This window comes from Arthrobacter sp. DMZ02-1R, from assembly GCF_057747935.1.
Genome location: NZ_CM173230.1, coordinates 203432 through 219681 on the forward strand (window position 1 = coordinate 203432; position 16250 = coordinate 219681).

The 16250-nt window shown below is 63.9% G+C and carries 14 protein-coding genes; 11 read left to right on the top strand and 3 right to left on the bottom strand.

From position 1 onward, the window contains the following. Positions 1-64: 64 nt before the first annotated feature. Entirely contained in the window at positions 65-1984 is a 1920-nt protein-coding gene (locus tag AC3ANQ_RS00920) for an FAD-binding monooxygenase (protein WP_488303376.1), read from the bottom strand. 223 nt (positions 1985-2207) lie between these two features. On the opposite strand from AC3ANQ_RS00920, the gene AC3ANQ_RS00925 reads away from it, so the two are divergent. From AC3ANQ_RS00925 to AC3ANQ_RS00960, 8 genes are all read left to right on the top strand, one after another. Continuing rightward, positions 2208-3677 carry a fumarylacetoacetate hydrolase family protein gene (locus AC3ANQ_RS00925; RefSeq protein WP_488303377.1) on the top strand — a complete coding sequence of 490 codons (1470 nt, stop codon included), beginning with the start codon at positions 2208-2210 and terminating at the stop codon, positions 3675-3677. Beyond that, the gene (locus tag AC3ANQ_RS00930) at positions 3670-4344 is read left to right on the top strand and encodes a GntR family transcriptional regulator (RefSeq protein ID WP_488303378.1); all 675 of its coding nucleotides are present in this window, start codon (positions 3670-3672) and stop codon (positions 4342-4344) included. Before AC3ANQ_RS00925 ends, AC3ANQ_RS00930 begins: the two co-directional genes overlap by 8 nt. 54 nt (positions 4345-4398) lie before the next feature. Continuing rightward, positions 4399-5913 carry a 5-carboxymethyl-2-hydroxymuconate semialdehyde dehydrogenase gene (gene hpaE, locus AC3ANQ_RS00935; RefSeq protein ID WP_488303379.1) on the top strand — a complete coding sequence of 505 codons (1515 nt, stop codon included), beginning with the start codon at positions 4399-4401 and terminating at the stop codon, positions 5911-5913. A gap of 146 nt (positions 5914-6059) precedes the next feature. After that, positions 6060-7136 (top strand): 3,4-dihydroxyphenylacetate 2,3-dioxygenase, encoded by a 1077-nt coding sequence (gene hpaD, locus AC3ANQ_RS00940; RefSeq protein ID WP_488303380.1) that lies wholly within the window; start codon positions 6060-6062, stop codon positions 7134-7136. Positions 7137-7189: 53 nt separating this feature from the next. Further along, positions 7190-7975, top strand: a complete 786-nt coding sequence (gene hpaH, locus AC3ANQ_RS00945; protein ID WP_488303381.1) for a 2-oxo-hept-4-ene-1,7-dioate hydratase — start codon at positions 7190-7192, stop codon at positions 7973-7975. Beyond that, positions 7960-8796: an aldolase/citrate lyase family protein gene (locus AC3ANQ_RS00950; RefSeq protein ID WP_488303382.1), complete on the top strand. Its 837-nt coding sequence runs from the start codon at positions 7960-7962 to the stop codon at positions 8794-8796. Before hpaH ends, AC3ANQ_RS00950 begins: the two co-directional genes overlap by 16 nt. Positions 8797-9804: 1008 nt before the next feature. Next, the gene (locus AC3ANQ_RS00955) at positions 9805-11013 is read left to right on the top strand and encodes an aspartate transaminase (RefSeq protein WP_488303383.1); all 1209 of its coding nucleotides are present in this window, start codon (positions 9805-9807) and stop codon (positions 11011-11013) included. Positions 11014-11058: 45 nt separating this feature from the next. Next, positions 11059-11733, top strand: coding sequence for a 4-carboxy-4-hydroxy-2-oxoadipate aldolase/oxaloacetate decarboxylase (locus AC3ANQ_RS00960; protein WP_059388748.1), 675 nt, complete (start codon positions 11059-11061; stop codon positions 11731-11733). A 166-nt stretch (positions 11734-11899) separates the two neighbouring features. Here AC3ANQ_RS00960 and AC3ANQ_RS00965 read toward each other — a convergent pair whose 3' ends face one another. Further along, on the bottom strand, positions 11900-12121 hold the full coding sequence (locus AC3ANQ_RS00965; RefSeq protein WP_488303384.1) for a hypothetical protein: 222 nt from the start codon (positions 12119-12121) through the stop codon (positions 11900-11902). Between the two features lie 134 nt (positions 12122-12255). Further along, positions 12256-13188 (bottom strand): LysR substrate-binding domain-containing protein, encoded by a 933-nt coding sequence (locus AC3ANQ_RS00970; RefSeq protein ID WP_488303385.1) that lies wholly within the window; start codon positions 13186-13188, stop codon positions 12256-12258. 512 nt (positions 13189-13700) lie between these two features. Between AC3ANQ_RS00970 and AC3ANQ_RS00975 the strand changes: the two genes are divergently transcribed. From AC3ANQ_RS00975 to AC3ANQ_RS00985, 3 genes are read left to right on the top strand one after another with little or no spacing between them, the layout of a single operon-like run. Then, the gene (locus AC3ANQ_RS00975; protein WP_488303386.1) at positions 13701-14489 is read left to right on the top strand and encodes a LamB/YcsF family protein; all 789 of its coding nucleotides are present in this window, start codon (positions 13701-13703) and stop codon (positions 14487-14489) included. Position 14490: 1 nt separating this feature from the next. Then, the gene (locus tag AC3ANQ_RS00980; RefSeq protein ID WP_488303387.1) at positions 14491-15213 is read left to right on the top strand and encodes a 5-oxoprolinase subunit B family protein; all 723 of its coding nucleotides are present in this window, start codon (positions 14491-14493) and stop codon (positions 15211-15213) included. Further along, on the top strand, positions 15210-16223 hold the full coding sequence (locus AC3ANQ_RS00985) for a 5-oxoprolinase subunit C family protein (protein ID WP_488303388.1): 1014 nt from the start codon (positions 15210-15212) through the stop codon (positions 16221-16223). The genes AC3ANQ_RS00980 and AC3ANQ_RS00985 overlap by 4 nt, the downstream gene beginning before the upstream one ends. The last annotated feature ends 27 nt before the right edge of the window (positions 16224-16250 follow it).

Here is a 16250-nt window from a genome sequence, read left to right on the forward strand (position 1 = left end):
TACGACGGGCCACCGACAGAATGAACCCTTCCGATGGTCCCGCGCGCCAGGCCGCGCCAACAGCTCAAACTGCTGCGGTCCGTCCCGATCGCAGGAGGGGCGCGAAGAACGCTGCGAGTTCCGCCGTCGCCGTGAGGGGCAGGACGTTCGCGACGTACTGGTCCGGGCGCACCACCACTACGACGCCGCCGCGGTCCAAGCCGCGCAGCTCGAAGATATCCGCCGAAGGATCTGTGCCGTAGACGTTCTCAAGGTACGTGAGCTTGAACGGGCCCACCTGCGGCTTGAACACCTCTGGCACGGCCCCGATGTCGACGCTTGTGTGCTCCTGCTGGTAGATCACCTTGACGTCGAACCACGCATCACGGTCAGCGCCCGACGGCGTTGCGGCCAGCGGCGAATCCGCCGAGTTCGCGATCCATTCGGCAAAGTCGACGACCGGCGACGGCGCGGCTTGCTCTCCCTTCTCGGGCTGTGCCGCGTCCGCGAAGACGTAGATGCGCCACCGTCCGTCCGCCTTGGCCTGGTGGCCGAGTTGTACCGGGTTGGTATCGCAGACGCGCACCACGGGCGCGGACTTGAAACGCTTGCCGATGGTAAATTCCGTGGCCAGGCCTTGGTGTATTGGCTCGGCGGCGAGCGGCGAGGGCGCGTAGTGGGTCATGAAGCCGGCGGGGAACTCTGCGGTGTTCACGTAGAAGTTCTCCAGCTCGGTGGGGTCCTGAAACTCCTCGGGCTTTTTCGCCATGAGCGTGGACCACTCTTTGTCGAAGTCGATGAGGTTCTCGGCAACGACTTGGCGCTCGGCCGAGTACGTGGACAGCAGGCTCTCCGGACTGCGGCCCTCAAGCACATGACCGAGCTTCCAGGCCAGGTTGAAGCCGTCCTGCATGGAGACGTTCATGCCCTGGCCGGCCTTCGCGCTGTGGGTGTGGCACGCATCGCCCGTAATGAAAACGCGTGGCGTGCGGGTGCCGCGTTCGTCAGGCAGGACGTCGTCGAACCGGTCTGTGAGGCGGTGGCCCACTTCGTAGACACTGTGCCAGGCGACGTTTCGCACATCGAGGGTGTAGGGGTGGAGGATGTCGTTCGCCTTGGCAATGATCTGCTCGATCGTGGTGCTGCGCACGGAGCGGTTGTCATTCCGGTCCACCTCGCCGAGGTCGACGTACATGCGGAAGAGATGGCCGCCTTCACGCGGGATCAGCAGGATGCTGCCGCCCGTGCCGGACTGGATGGCGCATTTCGTGCGGATATCGGGGAAATCCGTGACGGCAAGGACGTCCATGACGCCCCAGGCGTGGTTGGCCTGGTCGCCGGCGAGGGTGCAACCGATCGACTCCCGCACCTTGCTGCGTGCGCCGTCCGCGCCGACGACGTACTTGGCCCGGACAGTGCGCTCCTGGCCTTCGTTGGGTCCGGCGGTGTGGAGAAGGGTGACGGTGACGGGGTAGTCGCCATCGTTGGTGACCTCGAGGCCGCGGAACTCGTATCCGTAGTCGGGAGACATCCGGGTAGGGGAGTTCGCCATGAACTCGGCAAAGTAGTCCAACACGCGCGCCTGGTTGACGATGAGGTGCGGGAATTCGCTGATGTCTCCCGTCGGATCGTCGAGGGCGCGGGCGGTCCGGATGATGCGCGAGGGATCCGCGGGGTCCGGCTTCCAGAACGCCATCTCGGTGATCCGGTACGCCTCGGCGATGATCCGCTCGGCAAACCCGAAGGCCTGGAAAGTCTCGACACTGCGGGCCTGGATGCCGTCGGCCTGCCCGATCGCGAGCCTCCCGGGGCGGCGCTCCACGATCCGTGTTGTGACGCCCGGGAACTGGGACAGCTGCGCTGCGGCGAGCATGCCGGCGGGTCCGCTGCCCACGATCAGCACGTCGACCTCGTCGGGAAGGTCCGTGGGTCTGTTGATGCCGACGCCGGCGGCCGGCTGGACTCGCGGGTCACCGGATACATAACCGTGATGGTGGAACTGCACGGGCTTTCCTCACTTCGTTGTGTGGCGGTCTTAACTGTTTGAAGAGTTCGATATTAGAACTTCATGTTCAATAATCGAAACAATTGTCTGCTTCAAAACTGTACGGCAGGTATGACGAGGGTTACAAGGGCTCCTGAAAACTCCCGAAAACAAGGGGTTGACGTCGCGAAGTTCCCCGGCCATAGTTATCGTATACGATTTCGTACTCGATGAGGAGACAATCTTGGAACAGGTCACCGACCACATCCTGGCCGCGGCCCGCAAGGTCATCGCGGTGCATATCAACTACCCGAGCCGGGCCGCGCAGCGCGGCCGTACCCCGGAACAGCCGTCGTACTTCCTGAAGCCTTCGTCCTCCCTGACGGTCGGTTCGGCGGAAGCCCCTTCAACGGTGGAGCGTCCGGCGGGCTGTGAACTCCTCGGGTACGAGGGCGAGGTCGCGCTGGTCATCGGCAAGCCTGCCCGCCGGGTTGCCATCGAGGACGCCTGGGGCCACGTCGCGTGGGTCACTGCCAGCAACGACCTCGGCGTCTACGATCTCCGCTACGCGGACAAGGGCTCAAACCTCCGGTCAAAGGGCGGCGACGGTTTTACGCCGGTGGGCCCCGCGCTCATCCCGGCCGCCGACGTCGACCCCTCCCAATTGCGCATCCGCACCTGGTATAACGGCGAACTCGTCCAGGACGACACCACCGAAGACCTGCTGTTCCCCTTCGCGCGCCTCATTGCCGACCTCTCCCAGCTGCTCACCCTCGAAACCGGCGACATCATCCTCACCGGCACCCCGGCCGGCGCCTCCGTCGCCCAACCCGGCGACGTTGTCGAGGTTGAGGTCACCGGCGGCGGCTTCAGCAGCGGCCGTCTGGCCACCACAGTCGTGGAAGGTACGACGCCGTTCGCGGACTTCGGTGCCCGGCCCAAGTCCGACGACGTGCAGCGGGAGGAAGCGTACGGATCCCGCGAAGCAGCGGGCCTCACCGTCGTCGTGCCTGTCCTGAACCCGGAACTGAAGAAGAAGCTCGAAAGCGTCGCCACCGCCACGTTGTCCAGCCAGCTGCGCAAGCGCGGGCTGAACAACGTGAGCATCGACGGACTGCAGGCCACCCGCCCGGACCGCCGCGTGGTCGGACTCGCCCGGACCCTGCGCTATGTTCCCAACCGCGAGGACCTGTTCAAGACCCACGGCGGCGGATTCAACGCCCAGAAGCGGGCCATCGATTCGGTGAACGAGGGTGAAATCCTGGTGATGGAGGCCCGGGGCGAAAAAGGCACCGGGACGGTCGGGGACATCCTCGCACTCCGTGCCCAGATGCGCGGTGCCGCGGCCATCATCACCGACGGCGGCGTCCGCGACTACTCGGCGGTGGCAGGACTGGACATGCCCACCTACTTCGCAAACCCGCACCCCGCCGTGCTTGGCCGCCGCCACATCCCGTGGGACACGGACATCACCATCGCCTGCGGCGGAGCCACCGTCCAGCCAGGCGACATCATCGTGGCCGACTCGGACGGCATCCTGGTGATTCCGCCGGCCATCGCCGAAGAACTCGTGGACGAGTGCATCGAACAGGAGAAGGAAGAAGCCTTCATCTTCGAGATGGTCAAGCAGGGCAACAGCGTGGACGGTTTGTACCCGATGAACGCGCAGTGGCGTGCCCGCTACGAAGAGTGGGAAGGAGCCCAAGGTGACTGAAACCGCCGTCGGGAGCAAATCCGAGCAGGCTTATGCCGCCGTCAAGGCGCGCATCGTGGATGGCACCTACTCGCCCGGATACCGGCTAGTGCTGGCCAAGATCGCCGAGGACCTCGGCGTCAGCGTGGTTCCGGTCCGGGAGGCGATCCGCCGCCTGGAGGCAGAGGGGCTCGTGAAGTTCGAGCGCAATGTGGGCGCCACGGTCTCGGGGATCGATCCCACCGAGTACCTCTACACGATGCAGACCCTGAGCATCATCGAAGGAGCGGCCACGGCGTTGTCCGCGCCGCTGATCGGGGCCGCGGATATCGCCAGGGCCCGTGCGGTCAATGCGGAGATGCGGGACTGCCTGGAGCATTTCGATCCCGTCCGCTTCACGGCGCTGAACCAGGAATTCCACAGCGTGCTATTTGAACATTGCCCCAATCCGCACATCCTGGACCTCGTGCACCGGGGCTGGAACCGGCTCGCCTCGATCAGGGCCTCGACGTTCCGCTTCGTCCCCGGGCGCGCGCATGAATCCGTGGACGAACACGAGGCGCTGCTCCAACTCATCGAAAGCAACACCGACGCTGACACCATCGAGCAAGCCGCCCGCCGGCACCGCAGCGCCACCCTCGACGCGTACCTCGCACAAGCCAACGCGGGGTCACTTAGCGCCCATTAAGCGGGCCAACATGGGCCATAAGTGACCCCGCGTTGCACTAGTAAAGGAAAAGTAATGACGTTCACTGCACCAGAAACCACCACCCACTACGTGCCGAAGGACCTTCCCACCCACATCCAGCACTTCATCAACGGCCAGTTCGTTGACTCGGTCAGCGGGAAGACCTTCGATGTCCTGGATCCGGTATCCAACGGCAACTACGCCACCGCCGCGGCCGGGCAGAAGGAAGACATCGACCTCGCCGTCGCCGCGGCCCGCGAAGCTTTCGTGAATGGCCCGTGGCCGAAGATGAAGCCCCGCGAACGCGCCCGCGTCCTGAACAGGATCGCCGACGCCGTCGAAGCCCAGGAAGACCGCCTCGCCGAGCTGGAGACCTTCGACACCGGCCTGCCGATCACCCAGGCCAAGGGCCAGGCATTGCGAGCGGCGGAGAACTTCCGTTTCTTCGCGGACCTGATCGTGGCCCAGTTCGACGACGCCATGAAGGTCCCCGGCGCGCAGATCAACTACGTGAACCGCAAGCCGATCGGCGTCGCGGGCTTGATCACCCCGTGGAACACCCCGTTCATGCTCGAATCCTGGAAGCTCGCCCCGGCCCTGGCCACCGGCAACACCGTGGTGCTGAAGCCAGCCGAGTTCACCCCGCTCTCGGCCTCCCTCTGGGCGCAGATCTTCAAGGACGCAGGCCTGCCGGACGGCGTGTTCAACCTGGTCAACGGCCTCGGCGAAGAAGCCGGCGACGCCCTCGTGAAGCACCCGGACGTGCCGCTGATCTCCTTCACCGGGGAGACCACCACGGGACAGACGATCTTCCGCAACGCCGCGGCCAACCTCAAGGGCCTCTCCATGGAGCTCGGCGGCAAGTCCCCGTGCGTGGTGTTCGCCGACGCCGACCTGAACGCCGCGATCGATTCGGCCCTGTTCGGGGTCTTCTCCCTCAACGGGGAACGCTGCACCGCCGGCTCCCGCATCCTCGTCGAACGAGCCGTCTATGACGAGTTCTGCGAAAAGTACGCCGCCCGCGCGAAGAACATCGTGGTCGGGGACCCGCACGACCCCAAGACCCAGGTGGGCGCCCTCGTCCACCCTGAGCACTACGCAAAGGTGGCATCCTACGTGAAGATCGGTAAGACCGAAGGCCGGCTGCTGGCTGGCGGCGGACGCCCGGAACACCTGCCGGAAGGCAACTACATCGCGCCCACTGTGTTCGCCGACGTCGCGCCCGACGCCCGGATCTTCCAGGAGGAAATCTTCGGACCCGTCGTCGCGATCACCCCCTTCGAGAACGACGACGAAGCCCTCGCCCTGGCGAACAACACCAAATACGGCCTGGCGGCCTATATCTGGACCCAGAACCTGACCCGCGCCCACAACTTCGCGCAGAACGTAGAGGCCGGCATGGTGTGGCTCAACAGCCACAACGTCCGCGATCTGCGCACCCCCTTCGGCGGCGTGAAGGCTTCCGGCCTGGGCCACGAGGGCGGCTACCGCTCAATCGATTTCTACACCGACCAGCAGGCCGTGCACATCACCCTCGGCGCTGTGCACACCCCCAAATTCGGCGCCTAACGCGGGGTAGCCCAACTGACTCGCACTTGTCGTCGTTATGAGGCTCCAAAACGACACCTACTGCGAGTCAGTTGGGTCGCCCCGGCACTCAAGGCGGTTTCCCGCCGTCGAACCCTAAAGACCCCTTTCAAAGAAGAGAGACAACAATGACCAACTTCGTCCCCACCCCCACCGCTCCGGCACCGGACATCGTCCGCTGCGCCTACCTGGAACTCGTCGTCACGGACCTCGCCAAGTCCCGCGAGTTCTATGTGGACCTCCTGGGCCTGCACGTCACTGAGGAAGACGAAAACACCATCTACCTGCGCTCCTTCGAGGAGTTCATCCACCACAACCTGGTGCTCCGCAAAGGACCTGTCGCCGCGGCCGCCGCGTTCGCCTACCGGGTGAAGTCCCCGGCCGAGGTGGACGCGGCCGAGGCCTACTACCGCGAGTTGGGCTGCCGGGTTGAGCGCCGCAAGGAGGGCTTCACCAAGGGCGTCGGCGACTCCGTCCGCGTCGAGGATCCGCTGGGTTTCCCCTACGAATTCTTCTACGAGGTGGAGCACGTCGAACGCCTCACCCAGCGCTACGACCTCTACTCAGCCGGCGAGCTGGTCCGCCTGGACCACTTCAACCAGGTCACCCCCGATGTTCCCCGGGGCCGGAAGTACCTTGAGGACCTGGGCTTCCGTGTCTCGGAGGACATCAAGGACTCCGACGGCGTCACGTACGCCGCGTGGATGCACCGCAAACAGACCGTGCACGACACCGCCCTGACAGGTGGCAACGGGCCGCGCCTGCACCACATCGCCTTCTCCACGCACGAGAAGCACAACATCATCCAGATCTGCGACAAGATGGGCGCCCTGCGCATCAGCGACCGGATCGAACGCGGCCCCGGCCGGCACGGCGTCTCCAATGCCTTCTACCTGTACATCCTGGACCCGGACGGGCACCGCATCGAGATCTACACCCAGGACTACTACACCGGGGACCCGGACAACCCCACCGTCACCTGGGACGTCCACGACAACCAGCGCCGCGACTGGTGGGGCAACCCCGTCGTCCCGTCCTGGTACACCGAGGCCTCGCTTGTCCTGGACCTGGACGGCAACCCCCAGCCAGTCATCATCCGCGAGGAAAAGAGCGAAATGGCGGTCACCGTCGGCGCCGACGGCTTCTCCTACACCCGCCAACCTGACGGCGACACTGCAGGCTTCAAAGTCGGCTCCCAGCTCTAGGCTCGCAACGCTGAACGTATGCTGACCGCAGGATGCCCGAACGGAGTGTGGAGATGCTTGACCCGAAGACGATAGAAACCATTGCGGACGAACTGCTGGAAGCCGGCCGGTCCCGGACCCCGGTTCCGCGCCTGACTGCCCGCTACCCGGACATGACGGTGGAGGATTCCTACGCCGTGCAGCAGTTGTGGCGCCGTCGCAACGAGGAAGCCGGACGCACGTTGGTGGGCCGCAAGATCGGGCTGACGTCCAAGGCCATGCAGGCCGCCACAGGCATCACCGAACCCGACTATGGCGCCATCTTTGACGACATGGTCCTCGAAACCGGCTGCTCCGTGGCATGGGACCAGTACACCCACCCAAGGGTGGAGGTGGAGCTGGCCTTCGTGCTCAAGGACGGGCTCAAAGGCCCGGGGTGTACCATCTTCGACGTCCTCAACGCCACCGACTACGTGGTTCCGGCCCTCGAGATCCTGGATTCCAGGATTGAGATGGAGGGCCGGACCATCGTGGACACCATCTCGGACAACGCGGCCATGGGCGCCATGGTGGTGGGCGGACGCCCCGTCCGCCCGGACGCCGTCGACCTCCGCTGGGTATCGGCGATCCTCTACAAGAACCAGACCGTGGAGGAAACCGGCGTGGCCGCCGGCGTCCTGGACCATCCCGCGAACGGCGTGCACTGGCTTGCCAACAAGATCGCCCCCCACGGCGACGGGCTGAAGGCCGGGGAGATCATCCTCGCCGGCTCCTTCACCCGCCCGCTCTGGGTGTACAAAGGGGATACCGTCCACGCCGACTACGGACCCTTGGGAGTTGTCACATGCCGGTTCGAGTAGAACCAGACCGCACGTTCCGCGAAGCCTTGGCCGCCGCGGACCGGCCACTCGCCGGGATGTGGGTATGCTCCGGCAGCCCGCTCATCGCCGAACTGTGCGCCGGGGCCGGCCTGGACTGGCTCCTGATCGACGCCGAACACAGTCCCAACGGCCTTGAATCCATCCTCGCCCAGCTGCAGGCAGTCCGCGGCTACCCCGTCCAAGCCGTGGTCCGCCCCCCGATCAACGACACCGTGCTGCTCAAGCAATACCTGGATCTGGGCGTGCAGGACCTGCTCATCCCCATGGTCAACTCCGCCGCGGAAGCCAAGGCCGCCGTCGCTGCGGTACGCTACCCGCCCCACGGCGTCCGGGGCGTCGGCTCGGCCCTGGCCCGCGCCTCGCGCTGGAACCGCATCCCGGACTACCTCGCCCGGGCCTCGGAGACGGTCAGCGTCACGGTCCAGATCGAAACCGAGGCCGCCGTCGCCGCCGTCGAAGAGATCCTGGCGGTCGACGGTGTTGACGCCATCTTCGTCGGGCCCTCCGACCTCGCGGCGTCCATGGGCCTGCTCGGACAGCAGGAACACCCCAAGGTGCGCGCCGCCGTCGAGCACTGCCTTTCCGCGGCGAAGGCCGCGGGCAAACCGGCCGGCGTCAACGCCTTCAACGAAGCCACAGCGCGTGCATATATGGACGCCGGTGCGTCGTTCGTGCTGGTCGGCGCGGACGTCGCGCTGCTGGCGCGCGGCACGGAAGCCCTCGCGGACAGGTTCATTCCGGCAACGCCCGACGTCGGAGCGCCCTTTGGCGGGACAGGTGACACGCCGTCGAGCTACTGAACTAAGTAGGTAGTCGGCACTCTTCCGGAGGTCCTTGGACGGAGCTACATTGGATATCCCGAGGCCGTTCGGAGGGCGGCCGAGGAGGGGCCGTCCGCAATTTCAATGGAGCATGCCGTGGTCGCGCAACCAGATGTCAATCCTCAACAAGCTGCAGCCCCTGCCCAACCGCCGGCTGCAAGGCGTTCAGGCCTCCCGGAGTACGATCTTCGGGCGGTTTACGTCCCGCAGTCCGGGCTGTTCCGAGATGATGAGGGGCGCGAATTCTTCGTGACTGCCGTGGAATTCTGGGAGCACGCGACTGTAGTCAGTCTGTGTTGGAAACGCAGGCCCGTGGCAGGGCAGGGAAGTCCGCCCTTGGTAGCCACGGATGAGCATGACCGTGTGCTGGGCTTGAAGCGCATCTGGAACGTTGGTGCACGATCGATCCAACATTTTGAACCGATTTCAACGTCAGCCCGCGCATTGACGGTGCTCATCGCCAGGAAAACAGGAACGCAGGAACTGTTTAGCTGCAGGACGCCTCCGGCAAAGAAAGAGGCAATGACGAGCTAGAGGCGCGGTCTGGGCTGGCCCGCGGAAACTAGGCAGTCCGTGCGATTCCCCGTGTTGACCTGCGGATATGGTCGGGCGTGAGGCCGGTCAGCGAGGCAAGCTCAAGGTCGTCGCAGGCTTGGGTGCGGAGCGCCATGACGATCAATGCCTCCCTGCGTTCTGTGATCTGGTCGCGGTGCCTTTCGGCTGCGCTCTTCTGATCTATGAAATCTATGCGGTGTTCGCAGAGCTGCGGAAATACCAATACCGGGTGAACCCATAAGAAATGTGCATGGGAACAACCTGTATGGGCTGGGAAGGAGGCGAAACAACGTCAGATCGCACAAGCGTCATAAGTGCCCCTTATTGATCCACGCACATTATGTCTTATCCACGGCGCCCTGCAGTGCCTAGTCTCGAAATTGGGGATTCGCGAATCCGCGGGTCCTGAGTTTTACGATTCTGGAGGAGACAATGTCCGACTACCTGCCGGCGTCGAGGGTCACCCGCATCAAGTCCTCAGCGAGCGTTGCGGCCGCTGCCCGCGTCCGCGAACTGCGAGCTGAAGGTATCCCGATCATCGACCTGACCGTCGGCGAACCGGACTTCGACACCCCCGACCACATCAAGGCGGCCGCCATCGAGGCAATCAAGGCAGGCGAGACCAAATACACCTCGGTGACCGGTACGCCCGAGCTGCAGACCGCCATCCTCCGCCGGATCGAAAGCCACACCGGCGCACACTACGATCCGAACCAGCTGACCATCGGCGGCGGCGCCAAGCAGGTCCTTTACGTAGCCCTCATGGCATCGCTCAACGTGGGCGACGAAGTGATCGTCCCCGCACCGTACTGGGTGTCCTACCCGGACATGGTCCTCGCCAACGACGGCACTCCGGTGATCGTCGCCTGCGGAGAAGACACCGGCTTCAAGCTGACTCCGGCCGCCCTGAAGGAAGCCATAACGCCCAAGACCAAGTGGCTCATCCTCAACGCACCGTCTAACCCGACCGGCGCCGTGTACTCGCGCGAAGAACTGCAGGCGCTGGGTGCCGTCCTTGAGGAATTCCCGCACGTCTATATCCTCACCGACGAGATCTATGACGAAATCCATTTCGGCGACGGCCGGGTGACCAGCCTCGTCACGGCGGTTCCGTCCCTGCGCGACCGTATCCTGCTGGTCAACGGTGTCTCCAAGGCCTACGCAATGACCGGCTGGCGCCTTGGCTTCGGGGTGGGCCCGGTACCCTTGATCGCTGCCATGAACAAGCTGCAGTCGCAGACGTCCTCATGCCCGTCCTCCATCAGCCAGGCAGCCGCGGCAGCTGCGCTGAACGGCGATCAGTCGTTCGTCCGGGACAGCGTGGAGGTATACCGCAAGCGCCGGGATGTCGCCGTCGAAGGCCTCAACGCCATCGACGGGCTGTCCGTCGCCCCCGCCGTGGGCGCCTTCTACGCCTACGTGAACTGCAGCGGCGTCATTGGCAAGACCACTCCGGACGGCACCGTCATCGAAAACGACCAGGACTTCACGCTGTACCTCCTCAACGCGGCCGCGGTCGCCGTCATCCAGGGCTCGGCCTATGGACTCGGCCCCTACTTCCGGATCTCCTTCGCGACCTCGCTGGAGACCATCAACGCTGGCGTGGACTCGATCCGCAAGGCAGTCAGCGCCCTCAACTAAGCCCCACGGGCACCACAGAAGTCAGCCAATAGAAAGATGCAGGAAATGATCCACGTAAAGACCAAATTCCAGAGGCCCGACGCCGACGTCGTCAGCCGCCTCGCAGCGTTCTCCTCGGCAACCATCCACGAAGCACAGGGCCGCCGCGGCGCCCTGAGCTCGAAGATCAAGCCGATCGACCGCTCGATGTCCTTCTGCGGCCCGGCCGTCACCGTGGCCTGTGCCCCGCAGGACAACCTCATGCTGCAGGTTGCCATCCACTATGCTCAGGCCGGCGACGTCGTCCTGGTGGGCGCCCAGGAATTCTCCGATGCAGGGACCTTCGGCGACGTCCTGGGCAACGCCATGAAGGCCAAGGGCATTGCGGCCATGGTGACGGATTCCGGTGTGCGTGACACCCAGGACCTTATCGAGCTGGGCCTGCCCGTTTTCTCCGGCAGCGTCTGCATCAAGGGCACGGTCAAGGAAACTCTTGGGCCGATCAACCACCCGCTCGTCTTCGGCGATGAGATTATCTACCCCGGCGACATCCTCCGCGGTGACGCCGACGGCGTCGTGGTAGTGCGCCGTGAGGAAGCTGAGGAGGTCATCGCACTCTCCCAGGCCCGCGACGACGCCGAACGCGAGCTCATCAAGGCTTACCACGCAGGCGGCACCACCATCGAGTTGTGCGGCCTGACGGAGAAGCTGAAGGCCAAGGGGCTCCTGGTCGAAGACTGAATGTCTCGCTGGGGCCGGCCGGTCACCGAATGTGGTGGCCGGCCTTTTGCGCGTCCGGCGTGCCGGGTTTCCGACCCGCCGCGGTGCCCGTTTCCGGGCACGAAGAAGGCGCCTTGCCAGTGGCAGCGCGCCTTGAGTCGTGCGAGGGGGTTGAGGAAACCCCGAATCAGTCCAGCCCGGGGTGTCCTGGCCGGGCGTCAACCAGATACCACTCGATGCTGTGTCCAGCGTGCGGCGGCATGAGGCTCCCTTCGAAGACAAAGAGAGGTTCGCCCACGCCGCCCAAAGGACGCCAGAAACCATTCCTTGGGCAGTGGAATCCGGTCCGTGCACTGATCGTTCCGAGGGTTGGATTCGAAACCCAGCTGGTCTGGCTGATCCTTTTCACCGTTGTTCCTTTGATTGGGTTCACGGAATCCGTGAGCCGCTTTCGAATTACTTACTAATTCGATAATAGGAAATTAAGACGCCAGTGAATAAGACCAAAGATGTCTGTCCGGATAAGGCAATGTTATGGATGGATCAGGCCTCGGATGGATCGGCCGCGTACTTGCTGATCAACTGTTGCTGCAGCATCTCCTTGACCAGGATGAGCACGGCCGAGGCGGCCTCGGACAGAGGCTCATGGTCAGGGGTGCACAGGGCAATCTTGCTCTGCAGGGCCGGTTCGACGATCCGCAATACCTTGAAGGTCTCATCGGGGAAGAGCGCATCAGCGGCGGATTTAGGTAGGACGGTGGCCCCGAGGTTCGCGCGAATGAGCCGAACAAGCGACGGAACGGATTCCACTTCTCCTACGAGCCGCAGGGGCAACCCTCGGTCGGCCAGCCCCTTCTCGATGATTTGGCGCAGGGTGTGGTTCTTTTCCGGGAGGAACAGTCCAAGGCCGCTGGCCTCTTCAAGGGTGACTGTTGTTCGGCCCTGGGCCACATCGACGTCCTCATGGGTCACCAAGTGCAGGTCTTCCACAATCATGGTGGTGAACTGCACTCCGCGGATCTTCCCCGGTTCGTAGATCAGGGCCATGTCGAGGCGGCCATTCTTGATTGCCTCGCTCAGCACGCCGCCGAAGATCTCCGTCAGGTGCACCACAATGTCCGGGTAACGCCGGCCAACCTCGCGGATGATCTGCGGCGTAAGGCTGGAGGCCATGCTGTACGGTGCGATCGCGATGGACACCCTGCCCGACGGTGCCGCCCCGGACGTCGCCACGTCCTGCCGTGCTTGTTCCACGAGCCGCAGGATGGTCTGGGCGTGGCGATACAGGGTGTGTCCTGCCGCCGTTGGCTCGACCCCTTGCTTGCTGCGGATCAGCAGGCGTTGCTTAAGGTCGCTTTCCAGCGCCGACACCTGCTGGCTGAGGGCAGGTTGGGCGACGTGGAGCGCCGCGGCGGCCTTGGTGATGCTCCCCGAATCGACGATCTTTACAAAGTATGAGAGCTTCCGGGTGTCCATGGGTCAGCCTTCCTCTAGGCCCTCATCGGGGCATAGATGCCATAAGGAAATTCTATGTGGGGACACACAATCCGTCTTTGTGTGACCTGTCTCTCAACGACTAATTTGAGATCCACATCCCCATGGTGGCGTTTCCCAATCATTACTGACGGTTCGTTGACTCCCCATCAACCAAATTGTCCCGATACCCAAATATAGACGCATTTGGTGACCCGCCGTCGTCGACCTTCAGCAAGGAGGTCGACGACGGCGGTCCGGCGCCATGCGGTCCCCGCCAGGGCGGCAGATGTGCCGTAGGTCATAACCGGGAGCTATCCCGTGATAGCGAATAGGTCTTTGTGCCGGAAGTTCGTCGGTGCGAGACTTCTATCACCAAAGAATTATCGACGGTGCATCTGATTGAAGAATTTTAGCTAAACAATTTCAATCGAACAGGCAACCGAATTCACCGGATATTCCGCCGGACGTATGGAATTACCGGCCCCAATGCAGAACCACGGAAAGAGAACCACGTGAACCCGACAATTGATCTTGTAGCGGATCTTGGAGAGGGATTCGGTGCCTACACCACAGGCAGCGACTCCGATCTTCTGGAGATCGTTTCAAGCGCCAATATCGCTTGCGGGTTCCATGCAGGCGATCCCGACATCATGGACGCCACCGTTGCTGAATGTGTTCGCCGCGGAGTCGGAATCGGAGCCCATCCGAGCTTCCCCGACCTCCGCGGCTTTGGCCGCCGGGACATGGGCCTCAGTGCTGACGAAGTACGTTCCGATGTTTTGTACCAACTCGGAGCCCTGTCCGGATTCGCAGCTTTCCACGGGACCAAGGTCACCCACATTGCGCCGCACGGCCGGCTGGGAAACCTCGTAGCCGTGCGTGCGGACTACGCCGCCGCCGTGGCTGAGGCCGCCGCCCGCGTAGACAACGAACTCATCGTCGTCGCCCAGGAGGGCGAACTGGCCAAGGCGGCACGTTCCGCTGGTCTGGCCGTGGCCATTGTGGGCATTGTGGACCGCGCGTACCAGGAAGACGGCACGCTGGTTCCGCGCAGCCAGCCCGGCGCCGTCCTGCACGATCCCTCGGCGATTGTGGAGCGAACCGTCCGCATGGTGTGCGAAGGCAAGATCCGCTGCGCCAACGGCGCCGACATCGACATTTCCACGGACACCGTCCTGCTTCATGGGGACAATCCAGGCGCCGTCGAACTTGCCCGGCTCATCCGCTCGGAGCTCATCTCGGCCGGCGTCCGGATCGCCCCGTTGGCAGAAGTCATGGATGCCAAGAGGACGGCGGCCTGACATGTCCGTTCTCACTGCGGCTCCCACCGAGATCTACGAATCCGGAGACTCCGCACTGCGCGTCGTCGCACTTGCTGAAGCAAGCGAGGACAACTGGCTGACAGTCCACCGTCTTGCGGACTGGCTGGAGAGCTGTGGTGCCGAGGGCCTTCACGGTGCGGTACCCACCTACGATTCCGTGCTGGTGGAATTCGACCCCGTCCTGGTGTCGGCACGCCAGGTGCGCGCGTTCGTCAAGCTGGGACTCCTCGAAATGGGCCGTTCCGCCGGGGCCGCAACGGCTCCCCGTGAGTTTGATGTCCCTGTGGTGTACGGGGGCGAATATGGTCCCGATCTGGAGAAAGTAGCCGAATACCAGGGCATCGACAGGGAGGAAGTCATCCGCCTCCACACCGAAAAGACGTACACCGTCCGATGCCTCGGTGCTCCTGCCGGCTCGCCAATGATGGACGGCCCCGCGTTCCCCAAGCCCGTGCCGCGCCTCAAGGATCCGCGGCTTAGCGTCCCGGCAGGGGCAGTGGCGGTGGCAGGACGCCAAGCCGTCATCGCTCCCGCGGCTGCACCGGGTGGTTGGTGCGTCATCGGTCAGACCCCTTTGACCGTCCTGAACATTCGCCGTGAACCACTGGTCCCCTACAAGCCCGGAGATATTCTCCGGTTCCGTCGTATCGAGGCCGGAGATTTCGACTCGTACGTCGGCAGGGAATTGGAACCACGGCCATGAGCGGACACATTCTCATCCAGCAACCCGGCAACGCCGTGGTCACGGACCTTGGCCGGTTCCGCGGACCCCGCTTTGGACTGCCGGTCAACGGCGCCCTGGACCAGTATTCGGCCCGGGCCGCCAACATTCTGGCAGGCAACCTGGACAACGATCCCCTGGTGGAAATCACGGCCCTCGACTTCAGGATGAAGGCCCACTCCGACATCCTGATCGCTGTTACGGGGGCTCCGCTGACACTCACGGTCGGAGGGCGTCCGTGCAGCCAGTGGGAGCCGGTTTCGGTCCGTTCCGGCGAGACGGTGTCCATCCGGGGAATCAACCGGGGCCTCCGTGCATACCTGGCCATCCACGGCTCGGTGGAGGTACCGACTTTGTTGGGCAGTTGTGCTCCGGACACGGTTGTGGGCTTCGGCCTGCAGCTCAAGGAAGGAGCCACGCTCCTCACCCGCCGCAGCGTGGGCCCTGTTCGCCAGCCTTACTTCGACCTTCCACTCTTCCGCCTTGGCCTTGAACGGCCGAATATGGGGTCGGAACTGCTGGTCGACGTGACCGACGGACCGGATGTCGCCGACTTCGGTGATTCCGGCGAGTTGCTCTTCACATCGGAGTACGCCGTGAGTGGCCGGAGCAATCACATCGGCCTGAGGCTCGGCGGCGAACTTCCGGAAAGAACCTCAAGTGGTGAAGTGCTTTCACGCGGGGTGCCGGTGGGAGCCGTCGAGGTTCCCTCCCGGGAAGAGTTACTGGTACTGCATCGGGGACGCGGCGTCACTGCCGGATATCCGGTCCTCGCTGTGGTCACCAGTAATGGCCTGGATGTCCTTGCTCAAGCCCGCCCGGGCGACAAGGTCCACTTCAGGAAAACAACGGTGGCGGAGGCAACTTCCGCCCACCGGCGCTCGCGGGCGCAGCTTGAAACCCTCCGCGAATCCGTCAACACAGTCTTCGGACTACTTGGCATTGGATGCCGACCCCAGTGGCAGGACCTCCCGGTTGCGGCATGCAGCTAAAAACCTGTCGTCAATACCAATAGTCGT